Here is a 23,451-nt window from a genome sequence, read left to right as displayed (position 1 = left end):
CTGGTCAATAAGTCCCTGTTATCAGGGATTTATTGATATTTTTATTTACGGTTTACTTAATAGAAAAATACAAATAATAGTAATACGGTAAATGATTACCGTATACCGGCTGTTTGTTGCAAGGCAGGAATGGCTACATGCTCATTATTCACTGGCATACCTTTCCGGCCCTGGACCAATTCAGCATTTACATTTAAGGAGGCTAAAAATGTCAAATCAGGAAATCTTAGACAAACTCAGGGATACAATTGTCACTCAGAATATCAATGGCTGCGCCGAAGCTGCAAAGGAAGCATTGGCTGCAGGTCTTAGCGCTGTAGAATCCATCGAGAATGGTCTTTCTGTAGGAATGAAGATAGTAGGAGACAAGTTTGAGGCAGCAGAGATCTATCTCCCACAGATCATGATGTCTGCAAAGGCAATGAATGCTGCTATGGAAGTACTTACCCCTGAACTTGAGAAGGAGCAGACAGGCGAAGGTGTAGGAACTGCAATTACCTATGTGCAGGAAGGTGACATCCATGATATCGGACACCGTCTTGTTTCTACAATGCTTGGTGCAAACGGCTTTAAGATCATCGATCTTGGTGTTGATGTAGCAAATGACAAGCTCATGGAAGAAGTAGCAAAGAACAAGGGTCACAAGACAATCCTGGTTGGCTCTGCACTGATGACAACATCCATGCTCAGTCAGAAGGACACAATAGAGATGCTCAAGGAAGAAGGCCTCAGGGACTCTGTAAAGGTCATGTTTGGCGGAGCACCTGTATCACAGTCATGGATCGATGAGATAGGTGCAGATGCAACAGCAGAGAATGCAGCAGATGCAGCCCGTGTGGCACTTAACCTTATGAAGTAAGGAGTTTTTGATATGGCATTTACAAAATCATTAGATGTATATGAGTTCTATGAACGTGCAAAGAAGGGCCAGAAGGTTACTCAGGATGACTGGGACCTCATGACCATTCCAATGAAGGCAATGGAACTCAAACAGAAATACAATCTCGACTTTAAGAATGAGTTTGTCCCAACCGACAAGGATATGATGGAAAACCTGTTCAAGGCAGGTTTTGAGATGCTCCTTGAATGTGGTATCTTCTGTACAGACACCAGCAGGGTGGTAAAGTACACCGAGGATGAGATCTGGGATTCTATTAACAATGTTCAGAAGGAATTTGTACTTGGAACCGGCAGGGATGCCGTTAACGTCAGGAAAAGAAGCGTAGGTGACAGGAGAAAGCCTATCGTACAGGGTGGTCCAACCGGTTCTCCAATCTCAGAAAATATGTTCATGCCAATCCACATGAGCTATGCTCTTGAGAAGGAAGTGGACACCATAGTAAACGGTGTCATGATGACAGTCCGCGGCAAGCCACCTGTACCAAAGAGTCCTTATGAGATCCTTGCAGCAAAGACCGAGACAAGGCTTATCAAGGCAGCAGCAGCAATGGCCGGAAGGCCGGGCATGGGCATATAGGGACCAGAGACTTCCCTGTCCGCTCAGGGAAATATCTCCTCAGACTGTGCCGGTGGCCAGATCTGCAGCGACAGCCACGAGGTCTCCCAGCTCAATGAGCTTAAGATCGACCTTGATGCTATCAGTGTAATTGCACACTATCAGGGTAACAGTGACATCATCATGGATGAGCAGATGCCTATCTTTGGTGGATACGCCGGTGGCGTAGAAGAGACTGCTATCGTTGATATTGCAACCCACATCAATGCATTTGTGATGAGCAATGCAAGCTGGCACCTTGACGGACCAGTGCATATCCGCTGGGGATCCACCAATACCCGTGAGACCCTCATGATAGCAGGCTGGACATGTGCAACCATCTCCGAGTTCACTGACATGCTTTCCGGTAACCAGTATTACCCATGTGCAGGTCCATGTACTGACATGTGTCTGCTTGAACTGTCCGCTCAGTCAATTACCGACACAGCATCAGGCCGTGAGATCCTCTCCGGTGTGGCAGCTGCAAAGGGTGTTGTCCAGGACAAGACCACAGGTATGGAAGCCAGGATGATGGGAGAAGTTGCAAGGGCAACCGCAGGCATGGAGATCGAAACGGTCAACAAGATCCTTGACAACCTGGTCAGGATGTACGAGGGCAACTATGCAAAAGCACCAGAAGGAAAGACCTTCCAGGAATGTTACGATGTAGCTACCGTAACACCAACAGACGAATACGTCAAGGTCTACGAAGATGCACGCAAGAAGCTCGAAGAACTCGGACTTACCTTCTAAGTCCGGATCCCTGTGATAAATTAGTTTATCACTTCCCTAGCAGCCAGCGACTTATCACCGCTGGCTCACCCATTTTCTAATGATATTCTAGTTTTATTGACCAAAAGATATTATATGTACACATAAGACTTCCTGCAAAGTGGCAGGTATCTCTCGTAGGATCTCGTATCACTTAATAATAAGTGTATGATCCGTGAATGTACATTTACATTCGTTAGAAATTTATATTATCTGGACGATATGGACCCAGGTCTCAAAATTGATAATCCGGGGATACGGGAGTGTCTTGCAAAAAAAAGGACAAGTATTCATATAAATGAAATAGCTGAATACTATCTGAAATGATATTCACTCGCTGATCCTGACAAATGTCTCATTTTCAAACCGGTTCCCCGGGAATTTCTCCCATTATCTCATATGAGATCTTCCTGTAAAGTGCCAGGTAGTCCTCGGTGGGTTCCATGTCGTATTCGGAGTTGATCTTGTAGCATTTGTCAAAGGATTTCCCTTCAGGGGGGTTATTCAGGCGGTCAGCGTATTTTGAATATATCTTTGCTACAAGCTTGTTTGCCTCTGAGAGTGTAAGATGGGTTGCCATTTGTGCCATTTCCCCCATGAAACGGGATTCCAGTCCTGAGGAGTGGTCTGGTACACTTCCCAGGCGGCCGGTTGGTCCTAAAAGGATGTTCCTGCCACATACCGTATCCCCGATTGCCTGTGCTGCTGTCTCATAGAACATCATGTCGGTGCATATGCCGGCGGCGTTCCAGTAGTATCTGGCAGTATAATAGTTCATATTCCTGGATATTGCAAGGGATGCCATATTGGATGCCCAGAGTATCTCTTTTGCCGATGATGAACCCGTTTCTGCATTAACAGCACCGGATGCGTGTATGCTGGAGTGTGTCAGCACCTTTGATTGCAGGGTCTCGGCCACGTCTATGATGGCAAGTCCTTCAGGTGAGCCGATACAGGGACCACCGAAAACAGGCACCTGGCCGGAAATATAGTGGTTGCCATGTTCCTGGTGGTAGATACATTTTGAAAGGGTCTCATAATCGACCTTCAGGTCGTCCATATAGACTTCCTGAGGATCAGCACTTGAGTAAAGTTCATCTGATGACACAAGTAATGATGATGTTGCAAGGGTCGAGGTACTTGGCCCCATGAGTGTAAGTCCTTCCCTTCCGGCTATTTTCGTAGCCAGTCTCTCATTCCTGGCGGCTTTAAGCACTGCAAGCATCTCCAGAGGGCTCTTGGGTTGTATGTATTCTCCTCCGAATTGTTTCATGGCCCCGCTGTATATGCCCTGCACAACGTTCTCCTGTACAGAGCTCAGGTTTATGTAAAGGAAGTTCTCTTCAGATACACTACCTCCCATTGGTCCGCCAATGATTATTGGAGGGAACGAGACCATTGGATATCTGTGAGGTACTACTACTTTTTCCTTGAGCCTTCCTATCTCAAGGGGGTTTGTAGTGTTGAGAGCTTTCAGTATATCTTCCTCATCGATATTGATGATCCTCTGGGTGCTTCTGCAGAATATGCCAACAGAGTGAAGTAGCTCTATGCCTGCTTCAAAAACAGCATCTGCAACTTCCAGATCGTCAGGGACGAAAACGGCCGGATCATACTTAATATCATATTTGAGAGCTAATTCTTCTGATTTTTTGAATACTTTTATATCATGCTCTCTTTCTGTTCTTTTTTCTCCTCCGATGGCATATTTGAGGTATTTGTAGATATTTTGCATGATCTTTCTCCTTTAGAAAAGAATAACCCAGTATGGCCAGTTATGTCAGGTGCAGGTTCTTGTTTTTATATAAAAGTAGTGATTGATTCCATATATATATTTTGTGGTATGGGAGCAGTCAATTCAGCATACCGGTTTGTGAATATAATCATATGAATACAATTCTAAGAGTCCTTCTTTGTATGTACCGTAGGCTGATGGGATGGGTAATGTTCTGTAGCAAATCTTTTATGTCAAATTCTTTCATTGTGTAATCGGAATGCATTCTGATCTTTCTTTGATCGGGATATCGTCTTATGCCTTCTCTTATTTTTCATTCTTTTTAGTCCACTGCAGCTGTAAACTGAATACTATTATTTATATTTTACGTCACATCATGTTCGTAGTATTTCATATTGATTTAGGGGCTCACTCTCTCAAATAAATTATATTTACTTTTTCTGTATTCCTGGCATATTTTCTTGCATTATCAAAAAAACGCATTCAATCAAGCACATCTTTTTTTGTTCTCTATTCCCTTATTGGCTATGATCGCAGGTTCTCAATACTCGTATTTATCTTTTTCCAAGGACATGCTTTGTCTTCTAATATTTAAGGCTATCCACCGATGAATAGAAAAATATATATGTGTGTGGACACCATTTGACACATATTCTATAATAGGAGATTGAATTTATGGCAGAATATACACCTAAAGAAAGATTAGCACGTGCATTGACCGGCAAGCCTGTGGACAGGATGCCAGCAATTTCTGTAACCCAGACCGGAACTGTGGACCAGATGGAAGCCTGTGGCGCTTTCTGGCCAGAGGCTAATGATGATGCAGAAAAGATGGCAGCTCTTGCAGAGGCAGGACATACTGTTGTTGGCTTTGAGGCTGTACGTGTGCCCTTTGACATCACCGCAGAAGCAGAGTTCTTTGGCTGTGAGATAAAGGCAGGTACAAAAGAGCAGCAGCCATCCGTTGTGGGTCATGTTGTAAAGTCAGTGGAGGATATCGAGACGCTCAAAGGCTATAACCTCGACCACGGCAGGATCGGTGTTGTGTGTGATGCTATCAGGATCCTTGCAGACAAATACGGTGATGAACTCCCTATCATGGGAAGTATGATCGGTCCTTTCTCACTTGCTCAGCACATCAACGGTGATGACTGGTTCATGGCTATCTTCACTGATGAGGCATTCGGCCTTGCACTCATGGAATTCACAACCGAGTTCAATGTTGCTTATGCAAGGAAGATGGTAGAGAACGGTGCCGACACCATGGTCATCATCGACCCCACAGCAAGTGCCCAGCTCATTGGTGCTGAATTCTATGAAAAGTTCGTTGTACCCTACCACAAAAGGATATGTGATGCAATGCATGAGCTTGATGTACCTGTGGTATTGCACATCTGTGGTGACACCACCCAGGGTCTTGCACTTATGGAATCATCGGATGTTGACGCCATCAGTGTTGACCAGAGTGTAGATGTTGCAACTGCAGTGGGCAAGGTAGAGAAAGCCGTGATCGTCGGAAACATTGATCCTGTTAACATGCTCTGGAACCAGACACCAGCTCTCATAAAGGAACAATCACAGAAGATCATTGACGCAGGAGTAGATCTGCTTGCACCTGGTTGTGGTATTGTGAGCAAGACCCCCACTGAGAACCTCCAGGCAATGATAGAGGTTGCAAAGAACCACAAATACTGAAACAATATACATTGTTTCACCCTCCATAGCTCCGGTCCTTTTTTAAGGGCCGGTGCCTCCACCCTCCTTTATACTTATTCTGACGTCTTCTTTGAATCTCTTCATTTTCCACACATTTATATTATAGTATAGCATCTACTTGGCCCGAGAGATGTCCCGCAGAAAAAAGAACAATACAGTACAGGATGATTCCGGTATTACGGATTTCAAAAGCCTGCTGAAAAAACAGGGTTACAGTCTTGCAGGCCGTCACAGTGCCGTCAAGACATGCCTGTGGCTCAGAAGATCTATTAAGGATGAAGGCGAGTGCTACAAATCCATTTTCTATGGCATTCATTCACATCGCTGTCTCCAGATGACGCCTACACTTATGTGTAACCAGAGATGTCTTCATTGCTGGAGACCCACTGAAATAGAAGTGCCCATGCCATCAGGATGGGACTCTCCAGTGGAAATAGTGGGGTCTTGTATCGAATCCCAGAGAAAACTCATATCAGGCTTTGGAGGCTCTGCTCCACCTGAACGCTGGCAGGAAGGAAATGACCCAAAACATGTGGCAATATCACTTTCCGGGGAGCCTACCCTTTTCCCTTATCTTCCGCAACTCATCGAAGAGTTCAAGGAGAAGGGATTCACTACTTTTGTTGTAAGTAATGGCACTGTTCCGGAAATGATGGCACAGATAAATCCTGCCCAGCTATACATGAGTCTTGATGCTCCTGACAGGGAAACATACGAAAACGTCTGTCTGCCCAGATCTCCTTTACTATGGGATAATGTTCTCAGATCCCTTGAAGTGCTCAGGGACAAAGAAACAAGAACGGTCATTCGCATAACACTTATCAAGGGTGTTAACATGTTCGACCCGGCCGGCTTTGCAGAACTTATAAGGATAGCACAGCCTGATTACATAGAGGTAAAAGCCTACATGCATCTGGGTTTTTCCAGAAAGAGGTTACCCCGTGAAGCAATGCCTTCACATCGTGAGGTGATGGACTTTTCCAAAGAACTTGCCAGGCATCTTGATTACAGGGTTGCAGGTGACGTTGAGCTTAGCAGGGTTGTACTGCTCTCTGCACACGGCAATGTTTCCCCCCTTGTGTAGCAGGTCATGGATCCTCACTAGATATATAAGAATTACAATGAAGTAATGTTAAGATCTGACAAGCTCTGTCACAATCTCTCTGTCACAATCTATATTTATAGCAACGTATACATAAGCACTCAAAATAATCGAAGATATGGATTATCTTTTTATTTCAATCGGAGTATTCACAAAATGTCAGAACAATCCGCTCATTCAAAATATGAATTCAAAAAGAAACTGGAGGAACTACGTACCAAAAAAGGTAGAGGTACCGAACTTATCTCCCTGTATATCCCTCCTACAAAGCAAATATCCGATGTAACGTCCCAGCTCAGGACCGAACACGGCCAGGCTTCCAATATCAAATCCAAGGTAACGCGTGATAATGTGCAGGGTGCACTGGAATCACTGCTTTCAAGACTAAGGTATGTGGAAGTCCCCGAGAACGGCATAGTCTTTTTCACAGGTGCTGTGGACATCGGTGCCAATAAAACAAACATGGAAACCACCATACTCGAGCCGCCTCAGCCTATTGTCACTTACAGGTATCATTGTGACTCCTCATTTTTCCTTGAACCACTTGAGGAAATGCTAAGGGACGCAAAGACATACGGGCTGCTGGTCCTTGACAGAAGAGAGGCAACTGTAGGTCTTCTTGTGGGTAAGCACATAGAACCCTACAGGAATATGACATCTACTGTTCCGGGTAAACAAAGAAAAGGTGGTCAGAGTGCCCACAGGTTCCAGCAATTAAGGCTTATTGCAATCCATGATTTCTACAAACGCATCGGTGACGCTGCAAGCGAGATATTCCTTACAGTTGACCATAAGGATTTTGAAGGTGTTCTCATCGGGGGTCCTTCTCCAACAAAAGAAGAATTCGAATCCGGAGAATTCCTGCACCATGAGATACAGAAAAAGGTCCTCGGTCTTTTTGATGTTGCATACACTGATGAATCCGGCTTGTCAGAACTTGTCAATGCTGCCAGTGAAAGGCTTGCAGACATAGATCTGATGGTAGAGAAAAAACTTATGCAGCGTTTCTTTGTAGAACTGGTCTCTGACTCCGGGAAGGCTGCATATGGTGAAGCCCAGGTGCGTAACAATCTGGACATAGGTGCAGTTGAAATACTGATGATATCCGAAGGTCTCAGGGCAGAAAGACTTACTTTGAGATGTCCTAATGGGGATTATGAAGATAAGATCACCCGTAATTTCAAACCAGGCGAACAGGATATATCCGCTGGTTCATGTCCGGTATGTAATGGTAATCTGGAAATTGTGGAAAGGGTTGATATTGTTGATGAACTCTCAGAGCTTGCAGACCAGATGGCAACCCAGGTCGAGTTCATATCCAATGACTTTGATGAAGGTTCCCAGCTTTTGAGCGCCTTTGGTGGTATTGTTGCAATACTGAGGTTCAATACCGGTGTCTGATGCAATTTCCGATAAGTCGGTCATAAGCATATCTTATATTAGTATATCAAATATTTCAGGATCTTAAATTGTAGGTGTTATCTTTGTTCCTCGAATTTAAAAGACAGGTTTCAGATGCTCTTAGTAATGCTCTCTTATCCCTTGGTCTTCAGGCAGACGATCTTGGACTGGAGCCATCCCAGCATGCTGATATTGCCTCAAAGGTGGCTTTCAGGCTGGCTGCACAGGCAAAGTCTAATCCCAAAGAGCTTGCTGAGAGGATAGTCGATGCTATAGAATTGCCTGAGTCTTCCCTTATAGGTGATATCAAAACAGTGGGCCCTTACATAAACATAAACGTGGGGCGCAATTATGTGGACAGCACGGTCACCCGGATACTGGAAGAGAAAGAGTTCTTTGGAGGTGGTTTCTGTGAGGGGAGGATATTGCTGGAGCACACTTCGGCCAATCCCAATGGTCCTTTGCATGTAGGCCATATACGTAATTCCATAATCGGCGACACCCTTGTGCGCATACTCAAAAAAGCAGGTTATGATGTACAGACCCAGTACTATGTAAATGATATGGGCCGTCAGATAGCCATTGTTTCATGGGCGCTCTCGCAGTTCGAGTTTGACAGATCCAAAAAACCGGACCATGCAATAGCAGATGTTTACATCAAGGCAAACGTTCTTCTTAATGAAGAGCCGGAAAAGGTTGCTGAAATAGACAAACGCATGCAACTTGTGGAAAGTGGTGATGAAGAAACGATCAAAAGCTTTGATGAAGCTGTATGTTTTGCAGTTTCAGGTATCAAGGAAACCCTTTTGCGTATGAACGTAAGCCACGACAGTTTCCCTCATGAATCCGGTTTCATTCGCTCGGGTGCGGTCTCCAGGATCGTTGAAGAGATAAAGGCAACTGGAAGAACCGAGGATGATAATGGTGCTCTGGTAGTTGACCTTTCGGATTACGGGTTTGAAAAGACCCTTGTCATACAGCGCAGTGATGGGACGTCCCTTTATACCACACGTGATCTTGCCTATCATGAATGGAAAGGTGAGCGTGCGGACAGGATGATAGATGTGCTTGGTGCGGACCATAAACTCATCTCGGGTCAGCTCAAGGCAACCCTCAACGCCATAGGCAAACCCGAACCTGAAGTGGTGATCTTTGAATTTGTTTCTCTTCCCGAAGGCTCCATGAGCACACGGCGGGGAAAATTCATCTCTGCCGATGACCTGCTTGAGCAGATAGAACAGCAGGCATACCTTGAAGTTGACAAACGCAGGCCTGAGATGCCTGATGAGTTCAAGAAAGAAGTTGCCAGCATGGTTGGTATCGGTGCTGTCAGGTATGATATTGTAAAAGTCTCTCCTGAGAAATCCACGGTTTTCAACTGGAAAGAAGCACTTGACTTTGAGAAGCAGGGTGCACCCTTTATACAGTATTCACATGCAAGGGCATGTAATATACTTAAAAAAGCAGAGGAAGAAGGCAAATGGGACCTAACCCAGAAGATCGACCCCTCACTTCTGACCGAGGACACAGAGCTTGACCTTATCAGGAAGATGGCATCCTTTGACAGTATCATAGACATCTGTGCAAGGGATTTGAAACCGCATACAATGGCCATCTATGCCAGAGAACTTGCAGAAGCTTTCAACCAGTTCTACAGGTTTGTGCCAGTGGTAAGCGCTGAAGAAGATGACATAAGGGCAAGCAGGCTGGCTCTTGTGAACTGTGCAAAGATCGTTCTTTCAAATGCTCTTGATACACTTGGTATCGGTGCACCTGAATCAATGTGAGAAAGTGGTCCCTTCTCATAGATTCTTTTTTGGTAACTATTCAGCCTCCCTCCAACAAAAAAGCAAAAATCAATATAATATGACTTCATTTTAACATTCAGAATAAAAGTTCTGTTGATCTGAGGAAAAATAATCTTCTTCGCTAATCCGGGAAATTATCATGACCAAGATAGCTTATCTCTACGTATTTGACACAATGGCCGACTGGGAGCCAGGCTTTTTGATAGCTGAAATAAATAAAGGTCGCTACTTCCAAAAGGATGCTGCAAAATACATTGTCAGGACAGTTGGTACTACAAAAGAACCTGTTGTCACCATGGGAGGAGTACGTATCGCACCAGATATAAGCCTTGAAGAGTGCATAACTGATGATGCCGGAGTCCTGATTCTACCTGGTGGTGATACCTGGCTGGAGGATATCCATCTTCCTCTGCTGGATAAAGCCAAGGAGTTCCTGAATGCAGATGTCCTTGTGGCAGCCATTTGTGGTGCAACAATGGGCCTTGCCAAAGCAGGACTGCTGGACAACCGCCCTCACACCAGTAATGATCTGGGATATCTGAAAGCAGTCTGTCCCACTTACGCCGGAGAAAAGTTCTATCGCCATGAATCTGTGGTTCCTGACGGCAATCTGATAACCGCATCAGGTGTTGCTCCTCTGGAGTTTGCACGTGAAGTTCTCAGAGAGCTTGGCGTGTTCTCAGCCCAAACCCTTGAAGCATGGTATCAGTTGTATGTTACACACCAAGCGCAGTATTTCTATTCGCTTATGGAGTCGCTGGAGGAGTGAGATATATTATGCCTATTATTTGAAAACCTCTTTTAACTCATTTTTTCAGATCGAACACCCATCTGCTTATCCCGGGAGCCACATTGCCGCACCTGCGATGGAATAGTACCTCAAATCCCATATTCCCGTATCTTTGGATCAGTCCTTCGATGTCCTCTTTTGGTTTGAATGTATAGAAATGGATATAGCCTCCGGGCTTTACAAGAGTGGATATACTTTCAAGAAAATGGTCCATACCGTAAGGTGTGGGGATTATGGCCCTGTCAAATCCAGTTCTCAGCATATTGGGTATGCTAGATGCATCAGCATTTATCACGTGAATATTCCTTTCTACTTTGTTGAGCTTGCAATTAATTGCAAAATATTTGCAGGCATGGCGGTTCATTTCCACTGCAACTACGGTTGCTGCAGTCTTTGCTGCGGATATCGCAAAAGGTCCGGCTCCAGAAAATGGCACAAGCACTTTTTCTCCGGATCTGACCAGAGATGCCACCCTTTTCCTCTCAAATGAAAGCCTGCCATTGAAAAAGGATCGTTTCAGGTCTATACTATATGCAAGACCGAATTCCCGGTGAATGGTCTCTGTGCTTTCACCTGCAATTATCTCAAGGTTGGCGACCCTGTGGTCTCCTTCAAGTTTTGATGTCTTGTTCAGCACTGTCCTGATATTCTGCATCCTTTCCATGATAACCCTGGCTATATCCTCGTTGTAGGTTTCCATGCCTTGTGGAACAGACACAATGGCTATGTCACCGATAACATCAAACCGGTTGGGAAGTTTGGAAAGATAATTTTGCGGGACTATACCTTTCAGTTCATCTCTGAGGCTCATTCTCATCGCCTTTTATGCAACAATGGATTAAAAGCATTGGTCTTTTATTGTGTCATTAGCAGGAATCAGGTTGTAGTTGTCCTGCTATAGTGCCCTGGTCTTGCGATCAACCAATCATTCCCGTATATTGATCCTCATACTTTCCTGTATCCAGGAGTGACCATTTTTTCAAGTGCACTAAATGATCTATCTATCAGTATTGCAAGCATGATCGCAGGTATGGCACCGGCCAGAAGGGTACTGGTATTGTAACCTATAAGCCCCTGGAATATAATCTCTCCAAGCCCTCCACTACCTATAAAAGCTGTAAGCACTGCAATACTGTTGGCCAGGATACCGGCAAACTTTATTCCTGCAAACATTGCAGGATATGCATTTGGCAATCTTATATACCGGTGTATCTGCCACTGGTTCAGCCCCACCCCCTGGGCATAATCGATAAGGGAGGGATCAATGTTTTTCAGACCAATGTATGTGTTCTTTACTATAGGGAGTAAAGCACGCAGCATTATGGCCACAACAGCCGGAGTGAAGCCTATGCCAAGCAACGGCACCATGATAGCAACAACTGCAAAACTGGGAACCGCCTGTACAAGGTTTGCAAATTTCATCACCACAAATTCCAGTTTCCTGCTATAGAGGGATGCAAATGCAAGGGGTATGGAAATTGCTATGCTTATGGACAAAGTGATATAAACAAGTATAATATGTTCCCATGTAGCCTCAAGTATGGTCTCAAGGCCTACCATGTTCCATACCTCTCATGAAGTTTTTTCTCAATGATGCCTGCAAAACCGTCAAGTAACACCGCAAGCAATCCGGTCCATAATCCGGCAACAAGGATCGCATCCTTCTGGTAGAGTTGTATCCCGTTCTGTAATACGGTCCCAAGTCCTCCGGCAGCAACCAATCCGCCCAGGGTGACAACACCCATGCAGAACACAAGTGCTATCCTTATACCTCCGGCTATCAGTGGCAATGACAGAGGTATCCGCACCCTGAACAATGCTTCCCGGGGCGAGAGCCCGATGGCACTGGCAACATAGGTGTACTGGGCATCCACGCCCTTAAGACCTGTATATGTATTCCGTGCAATAGGCAATATCGAATAGAGCACACATGCTGCGATGGTAGGGCCGGCTCCAAGTTTGAGAATTGGCAGGAGCAGCACTATAAGTGCAAGATCGGGTATAGTCTCAACTATATTGAGGAAATTCAGTACAGGATCTGCAGCTTTTGGTCTCATGTATATGAGAACACCTACTGAAACACCAATGATTATTGACAGCATCAGGGCTATGCTGAACATCTGCAGATGCTCGATGGTGCGTATTGTCATCAGGTGTTTGTCCCAGACCTCTGCAATGACCTGTATCGTTAACATGTATTCTCCTTTCCGTTCATTCACGTATCTTTCAGATCAGCTTCAGCAACACCTCATCCGATACAAGGATGCCTGCAGGCTCATTTGGATCCATGACGATTGCAAGGTATTCTCCGCTCTTTTTCATCTCTGAAAGTGCAAATGCAACCGAATCAGAGGGATTGAAGTTTTTCATGGGCTTTGCAAGATCAGCCAGTTTCTGAGATTTTATCCTGCATTTCATAAGGTCCACCATTGTTACCTGCCCCAGCAATTCATTCCCATCAAATACAAAAGCAGTTTCAAGGTCCCTTTTTGTCATTTCTTCAACAGCATCACATGCCTCTGTTCTCCCGTCAAGGGCATATTTATCTTCATATGCAGACATCAGGTCTTTGACCTTAAGAGTGTCCATGTGTTTGTATTTGCGCTGGTTATCGACAATATCTGATACAAGCTCGCTTGCAGGGTTAAAGATAAGCTCTTCAGGAGGCCCCACCTGTACAAGCTGTCCCTGATCCATTATGGCTATCCTGTCCCCCAGTACAAGGGCTTCCTCAATATCATGGGTAACAAATATGATGGTCCTGTTTATCTCATTCTTTATCTTAAGGAATTCTTTCTGAAGCTGCTTGCGCAGTATAGGGTCCAGTGCCCCGAATGGCTCGTCCATTAAGAACAGAGGCGGATCAGTTGCCATGGCCCTTGCAAGACCAACTCTCTGCTGCTGTCCTCCGCTTAATTGCCGGGGATATCTTTTCATGAAGATGTCAGGAGGAAGTGACACAAAATCCAGTAAGTTACGCACCCTTTCCTGTATCATCTTCTTGTCCCATCCATCAATTTTTGGAACCAGACCTATATTTTCCCCGATGGTCATGTGCGGGAAGAGTCCTATATTCTGTATCACATATCCTATGTTACGGCGCAGGCGTACGGGGTCCATGTCCCTTGTATCAAGGCCGTTGATAGTGACAGATCCCGTGTCCTGGTCTATCATCCGGTTCATCATTCTTAATGTGGTGGTCTTCCCCGAACCACTTGGCCCTATGAGAATGAGCAGTTCCCCGCCCCGCACTTCCATATCAAGGTCTTTGACCGCATATCCGGTACCGTATTTTTTTGTAATACCTTTGAACTTAATGGATTCTATACGGTCAAACAGCCTCTGAGTCTGCATATAGTGTACCCCGTGAGTGATATCGTGTTTAAAAAAAGAGAGGGAAATCTTTCCCTTATCCCTCTATGATGCCTTCATCGACAAGGAACTGATATGCAATATCCCTGGGCTGCTTCTTCTCAATGTCGAACTGGTAGTTCAGCTGCGTCATTGCATCGGTATCAATTGCACCTTCAAGTTTTTTCATTGCAGCAATGGCATCAGGATTGTTCTGTGCGAATGTTTCCGTTACTATAAGGATGGCATCATAAGGGGGAAGAGCGCTCTGGTCATCCTCAAGCACCCTGAGGTTGAACACCTCATTGCGGGTGTCAGTGGTATAGGCTGAAATGGCATCCACCTCATTATTCTTGATGGCTTCGTACATTACGGTAGCAACTGCCTGTTTGTAATCCCTGAACTCAAAACCGTACACGTTCTTTATGGCCGGGAGCCCATCCTCACGGGTGGCAAATTCAGGATCAGTTCCAATTGTCATCTCTGCAGCATATTGCTCAAGATCACTTATCTTTGTGACATTGTGCTCGGCTGCCCAGTCCTCACGCACTGCAATGGCATATGCGTTCTCAAAACCAAGGTTGCTTACTATCATAACCCTGTCCTGTTCCAGAAGACCGTTCTCGGTTGCATCGGCTACTACCTGCCTGTCCCAGTCTTCAAGCTGTTCCAGGTTAAGGATCTGGCTGTATGCAGTACCTGTATATTCTGCATATGTGTGTATCTGGCCGGCCTTCAATGCCTCATAATTGACAAATGTACCTCCAAGGCCCTGCTTGACATCGGTCTCATATCCCGCATCCTCCAGTACAATAGCTGTCATGTGTGCAAGTATGTAGGACTCCTGGAAGAGTTTCGATCCTATGACAATGGTTTCTTTCTGCTGTTCACTGGAAGGCTCCTGCGTACATCCGCTGGCAAGCAGAGCCATAGCCACAATTAACAATATAAAAATAGTCTTTTTCATATTCAAAACCCCGAAAATCGCTTTTATGAATAACTTTAATATAACTTTAATTCGACAACGACTTCCCTTTAATATAGATTAAGTGCACCTTTTATAAAGTTATCTGTTTTAATGGAAGCAGGCATCAGTTAGGATTCATCATGCATAGTCTTTTAAATCATACAACACAAATAAACAAGAGGAGTGGTTCAAAATGACAAAAGCTACATGGAACGGAGCTGTTCTTGCAGAAAGTAACGAAACGATAATTATCGAGGGCAACCATTACTTCCCACCGGATGCGGTGAACATGGATTATTTCAGGAAGAGTGATTTTAACACAACGTGCCCCTGGAAAGGGGTTGCAAGCTACTATGACGTCGTTGTGCAGGGGAAGGTCAACAAGGATGCTGCCTGGTACTATCCAAATCCCAGGGAAGGTTCACCGGAAAAGGTGGGAAAGGATTTCACCAACTACGTTGCATTCTGGAAAGATGTGGATGTAAGGTAACCTTCTTTTTACTTTCACTTTTACAGCTCACAGAAGATCCCTTTGAGCTTATCGGTCAGTTTGATGTTCTCGGAATAATCCACAGGTACATCAAGCAGCCAGACCCCACCCGAATTAAGGGCTTCAGTGAGCTTTGGTCCTAGCTCTTCTGCGCTTTTGATCCTTACACCATTTGCACCAAAGCTCTGTGCCAGCATCACAAAGTCGGGGTTTTTGAAATCGATGCCTATGGTCTGGTTGAAATATTTCTTTTCGTGCCATTCAATGAGTCCGTATTTTGAATCGTTGAAAATGACCACTACAAAATTACATCCCAGCCTGACAGCAGTTTCAATCTCCTGAAGGTTCATAAGAAAACCTCCGTCCCCTGCAATTGCAACAACCTTCTTCTCAGGTTTTATCAGGCTTGCTGCAATGGCACCCGGAAGTGCGAATCCCATGGATGCAAGTCCATTGGACATGAATACAGTATTGGGCTCATATGCAGGAAAAAGCCGCCCGACCCACAATTTATGGGCACCGACATCGCTGACAAGTATGTCGTTCCTTCCCATTGCTTCTCTGACATCGTAGATTATTCTCTGGGGTTTTAGCGGGTATGAGGGGTCGTTCCTGTAATCCTCAAGTTCGGCCTTCATCCTTGAGCGGACCCCTGAGAATCTCTCTGGTATCTCCCTTTTGAAATCGCATTGTTGCCTGAGATTGAAAAGTGCCTGCCTGATGCTGCCAATTAGCATAATTTCCGGAATATAATTCTCATCTGTTTCCGGGTGTTCGGTGTGTATATGTATTATTTTCTTTGATCTGTCAGGGTTCCAGGATTTTGGGCCGTATTCAACATAATCATATCCTGCACAAATGATGAGGTCAGCCATTTCAAAACCGCACATGATATGGTCATGATCCTTGATACCCATGGAACCCAGGAAGTGCTCGTCATCTGCAGCCACTGCACCTTTGCCCATAAATGTGCTTACCACTGGCAGGCCTGTGAAATGAACGAATTTCCTGAGCTCATCAGCCGCATCTTCCCGGAAGACCCCGTTTCCAGCCAGGATGACAGGCATTGAACTCTTTTTGATCATGTCTGCAGCCTTTTTTAGCTCCTTCTCATCATGCAGGCTGATATGTGGATAGATCTTTATGGAAATGGGTTCCTTTGTTGTTTCTTCCCGGGCCACATCCTCAGGAAGCTCTATGTGTGTGGCTCCCGGACGGTCAGTAGCAATATCAAAGGCCTTGTGAACGATCTCCGGTATGAAATCAGGTCTTATTATCTTTGAATTCCATGTTGTGAAAGGCTTGAAGGCCGTAACGATGTCGATATACTGATGTGATTCCTTGTGAGTCTTCTCAAGCGCCGACTGGCCGGTGATCGCCACAAGGGGTGCCCTGTCAAGCTGGGCATCGGCAATGCCTGTTATCAGGTTGGTTGCACCCGGACCAAGTGTTGCAAGGCAGACCCCTGGCCTGTGGGTGAGCCTTCCGTACACATCTGCCATGAAAGCGGCGCTTTGCTCATGTCTTGTAGTTATGAATTGTATCTTTGAGCTCAGGAGGGAATCCGTAAGATCGATGGTCTCTTCGCCCGGCACTCCGAATACATATTCAACTCCTTCATTCTCAAGACACTTGACAAAGAGGTCGCTTCCTTTCATCCTTAATACACCTTCATGGATTTGATATTCATAAATTCCAGCATTCCTGTGCGGTACAGCTCTCTTCCCACACCGCTCTTCTTCATTCCGCCAAAAGGTAATCTTGGATCGGATGCTACAACGTTATTGATGGTAATGACACCGGCTTCTATATGTCGTGTCATCCGCATGGCCCTCTCAGTTTCCCTGCTCCATATACTGGCACCCAGCCCGAACTCTGTGCTGTTTGCAATGCTGATTGCCTCTTCCTCGTTTTTGAAAGTTATGATAGGTGCTACAGGTCCGAAAGTCTCTTCTGTGACAACAGGAGCCATTTTATTAATGTCGTTAAGGACAACAGGCATATAATATGCCCCTTCTCCCTCTTTTATTCCTCCTTCCAGAACGACGTTTGCTCCCATCTTAAGTGTTCTTTCAACCTGCCCGCCCAGGATATCTCTTTGTTTTTCACTTGCAAGAGGTCCCATATCGGTACCAGCATCCATCGGATCGCCTATTTTGAGTTTCTCCACATTATCTGCAAAAACGTCTGTGAAATCTTCGGCAATCTTTTCATCTACAAGTAAACGTTTGGCTGCAATACAACTCTGCCCGCAGTTCTGAAATCTGGCTGAAACCGCTGCTTTTGCCACTTTCCCCAGATCCGCGTCCTCCAGCACAATAAGCGGATCACTGCCTCCCAGTTCCAGGATGAATTTTTTGATATTCTTTCCAGCAGCCTCAGCGACCTTTTCTCCTGCAGACCGGCTGCCGGTGAAGGAAACGGCGTTTATTTCATCTCTTGATATTAGTGAGCTTGCAGTGGGACCGTCCACAAGGAGGGTCTGATAGGTGCCCTCAGGTAACCCTGCCTCAGTGAATATGTTCTCCATTTCCAGGGCGCACATAGGTACATTGCTTGCATGTTTCAACAGGACCGTGTTCCCTCCGGCAAGGGCGGGTATCCCGAACCTCAATGCCTGCCAGAATGGGAAATTCCAGGGCATTATGCTTAGGACCACTCCCACAGGCTCATAGACAAAACCTGATGTTTCCGCATCCGTCTCCACAAATTCTGCAGCCAGGAAAGTTTCAGCACTCTGTGAGAAATAGTCACATGTCCACGCACATTTCTCGATCTCCGAAAGAGATTCCTTGACAGGCTTTCCCATCTCCGTTGTGATGAGCTCTGCAAGTTCCTCTTTCCTGTCCCTCAGTACCTCAGCCACACATTCAATGGAAAAACATCTCTCTACAATGGGTTCTTTTTCCCATTCATCGAATGCCTTTCTTGCAGCTTGTATTTTCTCATCGATAACCTGCCGGGAATGAATATCGAATTCTCCATTCAGTTCACCGCTTGCAGGATTGACAGATCTTATTTTTCCCAATTTGATTCCCCTTTTATCATTTGTAGTAAATATGGGAATATTCACTCCCTTCTTTTATATAATAGTTGATAGAGCCTTAACCATTAATGCTCTTTACTCTTTAATTTAACAATAAATCTCTTTTATCCTTTCTTTTCCTTAAAATTTGCTTTTAATGACTTAAAATTCGAATTTTCTAAAAGCACTTTGTGATCTTATAAGATCATTTCTTTGTACTTTGAAAGCAGTTAATGCTGTCAATAATGCAGCAATGTTGCCTATGGTCACAAACATCCTTGCAGCTTCTATGCCTCTAGTCAGCGTTTTTGAGCGATTATACCCAACAACTTCAAATGAGTTCTTACGTTCGACTGTAGTCCTTATGTCATATATTTTTTGAAGAAGAGGATGATATTTTCTTGGAATGAAATCTGCTCTGAAATGGTTACCCCTATCACTTTTCAGAATATTTCCCACACTATTGGATCTTGCAGCTATTACTGGAATTATCCCCCGATTAATGACTTCAATATTTGATCTATAGCTATCTGGACCTGCATCTGCCAATAGAATAATTGGCCTTCTTGACTCTGGTAATTCAAAGTTTCGAACCGTTTCCTGAAATACAGTATTATCATTTTTACTTGCATCAACTGCATCCCAATATACTGGCAATCCAAATAAGGAATCTACAATACAAGTATCAGTGTATCCAGTTCCTGACAATATATTATATGCTCCTGATCTTTTCACATATTTTCCAGAATCAGGATCTGAAGTCAGACCTGTTGATCTATTTTTAACTCCATTGCAATTACATTTGATAAAACGTCTATCCCATGTCCATATCTTATCAGCGATCAATCCCAGCTCTCTGCATTCCTGGATCAATAGTTGTGCATATTTCAAAAGATGGACTGAAACCTTATCTAAACCTCTTCTGTAAGATGATAATGATAAAATGTCATTGTTGTGAATTCCTATTTCCTTTTTCATTGTTCTATTTTGATTATAATCTCTTATAAAGCCTTCAATATTAGGATAAGCAAGTTTACATCTTGCAATTTCCAATTTAACAATGTTTCTCATATTCAAAACTTCTGATTGTGGTTTGTATGCCATATCCTTTTGAATAGAATCATAAAATTCATCAACAGAAGGGTTTAAGACAAAAAGATGATTCAAATATCCTTTGAAGTTTCCATAAGAATTAAAGGCCATTATTTGGTTTAAAGGTATATCTTCATTACCTTCGACATAATTATTCGTGGTTCTTGGAAGCTTTTTATATGGCAATTTGATTTTGTTTTTGATAATATTGATATTTTCTCGTGAAAAATCAGTGATCATTCTTTGGAATATATGCAACAAGCGCCGGTTTGATGCAAGTCTGCATTTTTTACTTTTCACATCTGCACTTACAACAGATATTTTAAATTTTTCCGGATTGTGTAAGAATTGGTCGATGATGGAATCTCTTGATTCTTTATTCTCAATTGGTTGTGAATAATCGCTTAAAAAAGATTGATCTAAATAAAATGATCTATATTTAAGTGCTTTTGCAATTGGTTTTGCGAATTTGCCAAACAATTTCTGATATATTTTCTGCCCTTTTAGAGTTTTCAAACTAATTTTTATGTTGCTCGATATTTGAGGAAAATCATTGAATTGTAATGCATAAATTTTATATTCTTTAGAGATTATTGTAAACATGGTTATGCCTATATAGAGCTTATTTTTGGGTAACAACTTAAATAATGCTTTAATTAGGCATAATCCTTTCTATTAGTGTTCAATTTCGTTTTTAAAGTCAAATATAGTAAATTTATTATGAATAAATACATTATAATGTATTAATTGGCTATAAAAGAGATTTTAGAGTAAATGGTTAAGGCTCGATATGATATATAATTACTTCAAAGGATAAAGCTAAGACCAGGGGGTATAAGATATGTCACCTGTTATGTCGTCTGATGATACACTTCTATTGGTTGCTCCATGCGGAATAAACTGCAGTGTCTGCATGGCACACCTCCGGCAAAGGAACAGGTGCCCTGGATGCAGGGGTCCTGACAACAGCAAACCTGTTAGTCGATGGGATTGCAGGATTAAAAAGTGCGAAGTGTTCAAGGGAGGCAAATCCCGGTTTTGCTTTGAATGCGATAGTTTCCCATGTGATAAACGAAAGAACCTGGATAAGAGATACCAGAATAAATACCACACAGACCTCATTAAAAATCTGAAAACAATCCGTGAATCGGGAATTTCAGTTTTTTTGGAGAATGAAACAAGTAAATGGACCTGTTCTAAATGTGGCGGTACTATTTGTATGCACAAAGGTTATTGTTATACCTGCGGAGAACCCAAAACCGATTTTTGAAGGTGATTTCTCTTTTCACGCCTGTACACTGATAAACTACGGTCCGGTCATCTGAAAGGAAATATCAGCTTCTTTACAGCGATAATCTAATCATTAAACCCAGCTTGAGAAAAGTTTTCGAATTGGAACTCCATTTCAGATAAAAATGCATTTATTTAGGGACATCAAGAGTATAAAGAGTGAAGGGAATGAGCGATTTTAGTATCATAGACCTTACCCCGCAAAACATTTCAGAATACGGGGTTTGCGGTTATAAGGATGTGAACAGGCATCTTGAGCTTAGAAAAAAGATAGACTGGTTCAATGAGTATTATCCAAAGGGTCTGAGGATAAAAGCCGTTATCTCAGAAAAAGGAGGATACCAGGGAATGCTTGAATACATCCCCGGTGAATATGCACACAGGCCGGTAGATGCCAGAGGATACATGTTTATCCATTGTATCATTGCCGGGTTTAAAAAAGAGTTCAAAGGAAAGGGCTATGCATCCTGCCTGATAGATGAATGTGTCAGGGAAGCAAAAAATGAGAGTATGAACGGGGTTGCAGTTGTTACGAGAAAGGGTTCATTCATGGCAAAAAAGGACATTTTCATCAAGAGGGGATTTGTCCTGGTCGATAAGGCAAAACCTGATTTTGAATTACTGGTCCTGAAATTCAATGAGGATGCACCGGACCCAATGTTCAAGAATATGGAACGTCAACTGGAAAAATACAAAAAGGGCCTTTATGTAATGCGTTGTGCTCAGTGTCCTTATACTGAAAAGAATGTGAATGCTATAATTGTGTCTGCAAAAGAGGAACTTGGGATCGATGCTACTTTGATCGATCTTGGGGATTATGATGCTGTTCAGGTTTCTCCCTGTGCTTTCGGTACTTTCTGTATTGTTTATGATGGTGAGATTATAAGCCATCATCCGATAAGCAATACGAGATTTATGAATATCATGAACAAGAAGATGAAATGAGACCTCAATGCTTTTCAAATCAGTTTCACGGATTTGATATTCATGAACTCATAGAACCCGTGCTTTGAAAGCTCCCGGCCCATGCCGCTCTTCTTGACCCCTCCAAAGGGCAGGCAGGCCTGTGGTGTGCAGAAAGAGTTCACTCCGACCATCCCTGTTTCAAGCTCCGTGGCAACTCTCATGGCCCTGTCCCTGTCTTGGCTCCACACGCTGGCACCCAGCCCGAACTCGGAATCGTTCGCAATTTCTATGGCTTCCTTTTCATCCTTCACGGTGATTATCGGTGCCACGGGTCCGAATGTCTCTTCCCTCATGACCTTCATCTCACTGCTTACCTCAGCAAGGACGGTCGGTGAATACATGTAACCCTCAACTGCCATCCTTCCGCCGGGAATAAGAGCCTTCGCACCTCTGGATATCGCATCCCTTACCTGGTCTTCCAGTATTAGCATCTGCTCATTCCTGACCATTGGTCCTATATCCGTGTCAGGGTCCATGGGGTCACCGATCTTGAGATTAAGTGTATGTTCCACGAACCTTTCAGTGAACTCCTCTGCCACATCTTCCGCCACCATGAAGCGTTTGGCTGCAATGCAGGTCTGTCCGGTATTGATGAAACGACTTGCAACACCAACCTTTGCCGCCATCCCGACATTGGCATCATCAAGGATTATGAAAGGGTCACTCCCTCCAAGTTCCAGCACGAACTTCTTCATTTTATGGGCTGCAATTTCAGCAACCTTCTGGCCGGCATCGTATCCTCCTGTAAAGGATACTGCTTTTACCTCATCCCTTGAAATAAGTGAGGATGCCATTTTGCCGTCTATGAGAAGTGTCTGGAAGACGCCTTCAGGAAATCCCGCTTCAAGGAATATATTCTCAATTTCAAGAGCACACATGGGTACATAGCTGGAATGTTTGAGCAACATGACGTTCCCGCCTGCAAGCACATGTGATGCAGCACTCAGGACCTGCCAGAAGGGGAAGTTCCATGGTTTGATGGCAAGCACAGTACCCATAGGTTCGTAATGGATCATTAAATCGCATGAACCTTCTTTTGCAGGCTCGCTTTCAAGCATCTTCTCTGCGTTGCCGGCAAAATGATCGAACATATCCGCACATTTGGCGACTTCAGGAACAGCCTGCTTTATGACCTTCCCCATCTCAGTGGTAATGAGTTTTCCGTACTGCTGTTTGTTCTTTCTAAGCATCCGGGCAAAATTCTCAAGAAGCTCTTTACGCTCTGAAATATCGGTTCTTTTCCATTCCTTAAAGGCCTGGGCCGATCTTTTGAGTATCTGGCTGACATGTTCTTCATTATGCATTTCAGTTTTGCCTATAACTTTGCCTGTTGCAGGGTTGATGGATGAGATGCCGGTCATATAAAATCCTCAAAGAGCAGTGATAGTATTGAAATGTCTATATTTGATTTTGTTGATTGGTTTGAAAAGTGAGACCTGTCTTCCACATATC

Annotated in this window: 19 protein-coding genes and 1 pseudogene; 10 read left to right on the top strand and 10 right to left on the bottom strand. The window is 44.0% G+C overall.

Annotated elements, in window-relative coordinates:
• Positions 1–208 precede the first annotated feature (208 nt).
• Entirely contained in the window at positions 209–859 is a 651-nt protein-coding gene (locus V7O64_RS09295) for a methyltransferase cognate corrinoid protein (protein ID WP_407355139.1), read from the top strand.
• Between the two features lie 12 nt (positions 860–871).
• Positions 872–2,248 (top strand): annotated as a pseudogene (locus V7O64_RS09290) (monomethylamine:corrinoid methyltransferase).
• Positions 2,249–2,627: 379 nt separating this feature from the next.
• Here V7O64_RS09290 and V7O64_RS09285 read toward each other — a convergent pair.
• Positions 2,628–4,001, bottom strand: a complete 1,374-nt coding sequence (locus V7O64_RS09285) for a monomethylamine:corrinoid methyltransferase (RefSeq protein ID WP_407355138.1) — start codon at positions 3,999–4,001, stop codon at positions 2,628–2,630.
• A gap of 675 nt (positions 4,002–4,676) precedes the next feature.
• Between V7O64_RS09285 and mtbA the strand changes: the two genes are divergently transcribed.
• From mtbA to V7O64_RS09260, 5 genes are all read left to right on the top strand, one after another.
• Positions 4,677–5,696 (top strand): methylcobamide:CoM methyltransferase MtbA, encoded by a 1,020-nt coding sequence (gene mtbA / locus V7O64_RS09280; RefSeq protein WP_407355137.1) that lies wholly within the window; start codon positions 4,677–4,679, stop codon positions 5,694–5,696.
• 151 nt (positions 5,697–5,847) lie between these two features.
• Positions 5,848–6,801 carry a 4-demethylwyosine synthase TYW1 gene (gene twy1 / locus V7O64_RS09275; RefSeq protein WP_407355136.1) on the top strand — a complete coding sequence of 318 codons (954 nt, stop codon included), beginning with the start codon at positions 5,848–5,850 and terminating at the stop codon, positions 6,799–6,801.
• A gap of 174 nt (positions 6,802–6,975) precedes the next feature.
• Complete coding sequence (prf1, locus tag V7O64_RS09270; protein ID WP_407355135.1) at positions 6,976–8,220, top strand: peptide chain release factor aRF-1; 1,245 nt, start codon at positions 6,976–6,978, stop codon at positions 8,218–8,220.
• Between the two features lie 83 nt (positions 8,221–8,303).
• Complete coding sequence (gene argS, locus V7O64_RS09265; protein WP_407355134.1) at positions 8,304–10,007, top strand: arginine--tRNA ligase; 1,704 nt, start codon at positions 8,304–8,306, stop codon at positions 10,005–10,007.
• A gap of 160 nt (positions 10,008–10,167) precedes the next feature.
• Positions 10,168–10,797, top strand: coding sequence for a type 1 glutamine amidotransferase family protein (locus V7O64_RS09260; protein WP_407355133.1), 630 nt, complete (start codon positions 10,168–10,170; stop codon positions 10,795–10,797).
• A gap of 37 nt (positions 10,798–10,834) precedes the next feature.
• Here V7O64_RS09260 and V7O64_RS09255 read toward each other — a convergent pair whose 3' ends face one another.
• From V7O64_RS09255 to V7O64_RS09235, 5 genes are all read right to left on the bottom strand, one after another.
• Positions 10,835–11,629: a class I SAM-dependent methyltransferase gene (locus V7O64_RS09255; RefSeq protein WP_407355132.1), complete on the bottom strand. Its 795-nt coding sequence runs from the start codon at positions 11,627–11,629 to the stop codon at positions 10,835–10,837.
• Positions 11,630–11,763: 134 nt separating this feature from the next.
• A complete protein-coding gene (locus V7O64_RS09250) occupies positions 11,764–12,378 on the bottom strand; it encodes an ABC transporter permease (protein WP_407355131.1) in 615 nt (204 codons plus the stop codon).
• The gene (locus V7O64_RS09245) at positions 12,372–13,013 is read right to left on the bottom strand and encodes an ABC transporter permease (protein WP_407355130.1); all 642 of its coding nucleotides are present in this window, start codon (positions 13,011–13,013) and stop codon (positions 12,372–12,374) included. Before V7O64_RS09245 ends, V7O64_RS09250 begins: the two co-directional genes overlap by 7 nt.
• 31 nt (positions 13,014–13,044) lie before the next feature.
• Positions 13,045–14,172, bottom strand: coding sequence for an ABC transporter ATP-binding protein (locus V7O64_RS09240; protein WP_407355129.1), 1,128 nt, complete (start codon positions 14,170–14,172; stop codon positions 13,045–13,047).
• A 55-nt stretch (positions 14,173–14,227) separates the two neighbouring features.
• Entirely contained in the window at positions 14,228–15,136 is a 909-nt protein-coding gene (locus V7O64_RS09235) for a glycine betaine ABC transporter substrate-binding protein (RefSeq protein ID WP_407355128.1), read from the bottom strand.
• Positions 15,137–15,329: 193 nt separating this feature from the next.
• Here V7O64_RS09235 and V7O64_RS09230 point away from each other — a divergent pair, with 193 nt between their 5' ends.
• Entirely contained in the window at positions 15,330–15,626 is a 297-nt protein-coding gene (locus V7O64_RS09230) for a DUF427 domain-containing protein (RefSeq protein WP_407355127.1), read from the top strand.
• Positions 15,627–15,646: 20 nt separating this feature from the next.
• On the opposite strand, the gene V7O64_RS09225 is transcribed toward V7O64_RS09230, so the two are convergent.
• From V7O64_RS09225 to V7O64_RS09215, 3 genes are all read right to left on the bottom strand, one after another.
• Entirely contained in the window at positions 15,647–17,284 is a 1,638-nt protein-coding gene (locus V7O64_RS09225) for an acetolactate synthase large subunit (RefSeq protein ID WP_407355126.1), read from the bottom strand.
• Between the two features lie 2 nt (positions 17,285–17,286).
• Entirely contained in the window at positions 17,287–18,654 is a 1,368-nt protein-coding gene (locus V7O64_RS09220) for an NAD-dependent succinate-semialdehyde dehydrogenase (RefSeq protein WP_407355125.1), read from the bottom strand.
• A gap of 159 nt (positions 18,655–18,813) precedes the next feature.
• Positions 18,814–20,382 (bottom strand): transposase, encoded by a 1,569-nt coding sequence (locus tag V7O64_RS09215; RefSeq protein WP_407355124.1) that lies wholly within the window; start codon positions 20,380–20,382, stop codon positions 18,814–18,816.
• A gap of 202 nt (positions 20,383–20,584) precedes the next feature.
• Here V7O64_RS09215 and V7O64_RS09210 point away from each other — a divergent pair, with 202 nt between their 5' ends.
• Positions 20,585–21,013: a DUF3795 domain-containing protein gene (locus V7O64_RS09210; protein ID WP_407355123.1), complete on the top strand. Its 429-nt coding sequence runs from the start codon at positions 20,585–20,587 to the stop codon at positions 21,011–21,013.
• 188 nt (positions 21,014–21,201) lie between these two features.
• Complete coding sequence (locus V7O64_RS09205) at positions 21,202–21,978, top strand: YoaP domain-containing protein (RefSeq protein WP_407355122.1); 777 nt, start codon at positions 21,202–21,204, stop codon at positions 21,976–21,978.
• 14 nt (positions 21,979–21,992) lie between these two features.
• On the opposite strand, the gene V7O64_RS09200 is transcribed toward V7O64_RS09205, so the two are convergent.
• Complete coding sequence (locus V7O64_RS09200; RefSeq protein WP_407355121.1) at positions 21,993–23,360, bottom strand: NAD-dependent succinate-semialdehyde dehydrogenase; 1,368 nt, start codon at positions 23,358–23,360, stop codon at positions 21,993–21,995.
• Between the last annotated feature and the right edge of the window lie 91 nt (positions 23,361–23,451).

The sequence above is a fragment of the Methanolobus sp. WCC5 genome (genome assembly GCF_045690325.1).
Lineage (GTDB): Archaea > Halobacteriota > Methanosarcinia > Methanosarcinales > Methanosarcinaceae > Methanolobus.
This window is presented reverse-complemented; position numbering and strand designations above follow the sequence as displayed.

Bases quoted from the DNA above. Each gene is read 5' to 3' on its own strand.
- mtbA (WP_407355137.1), top strand. From the start codon at position 4,677: ATGGCAGAATATACACCTAAAGAAAGATTAGCACGTGCATTGACCGGC.
- V7O64_RS09225 (WP_407355126.1), bottom strand. From the start codon at position 17,284: ATGAAAGGAAGCGACCTCTTTGTCAAGTGTCTTGAGAATGAAGGAGTT.
- V7O64_RS09295 (WP_407355139.1), top strand. From the start codon at position 209: ATGTCAAATCAGGAAATCTTAGACAAACTCAGGGATACAATTGTCACT.
- V7O64_RS09240 (WP_407355129.1), bottom strand. From the start codon at position 14,172: ATGCAGACTCAGAGGCTGTTTGACCGTATAGAATCCATTAAGTTCAAA.
- V7O64_RS09205 (WP_407355122.1), top strand. From the start codon at position 21,202: ATGAGCGATTTTAGTATCATAGACCTTACCCCGCAAAACATTTCAGAA.
- twy1 (WP_407355136.1), top strand. From the start codon at position 5,848: ATGTCCCGCAGAAAAAAGAACAATACAGTACAGGATGATTCCGGTATT.
- V7O64_RS09250 (WP_407355131.1), bottom strand. From the start codon at position 12,378: ATGGTAGGCCTTGAGACCATACTTGAGGCTACATGGGAACATATTATA.
- prf1 (WP_407355135.1), top strand. From the start codon at position 6,976: ATGTCAGAACAATCCGCTCATTCAAAATATGAATTCAAAAAGAAACTG.
- V7O64_RS09210 (WP_407355123.1), top strand. From the start codon at position 20,585: ATGTCACCTGTTATGTCGTCTGATGATACACTTCTATTGGTTGCTCCA.
- V7O64_RS09200 (WP_407355121.1), bottom strand. From the start codon at position 23,360: ATGACCGGCATCTCATCCATCAACCCTGCAACAGGCAAAGTTATAGGC.
- V7O64_RS09245 (WP_407355130.1), bottom strand. From the start codon at position 13,013: ATGTTAACGATACAGGTCATTGCAGAGGTCTGGGACAAACACCTGATG.
- V7O64_RS09255 (WP_407355132.1), bottom strand. From the start codon at position 11,629: ATGAGCCTCAGAGATGAACTGAAAGGTATAGTCCCGCAAAATTATCTT.
- V7O64_RS09285 (WP_407355138.1), bottom strand. From the start codon at position 4,001: ATGCAAAATATCTACAAATACCTCAAATATGCCATCGGAGGAGAAAAA.
- V7O64_RS09230 (WP_407355127.1), top strand. From the start codon at position 15,330: ATGACAAAAGCTACATGGAACGGAGCTGTTCTTGCAGAAAGTAACGAA.
- V7O64_RS09235 (WP_407355128.1), bottom strand. From the start codon at position 15,136: ATGAAAAAGACTATTTTTATATTGTTAATTGTGGCTATGGCTCTGCTT.
- V7O64_RS09260 (WP_407355133.1), top strand. From the start codon at position 10,168: ATGACCAAGATAGCTTATCTCTACGTATTTGACACAATGGCCGACTGG.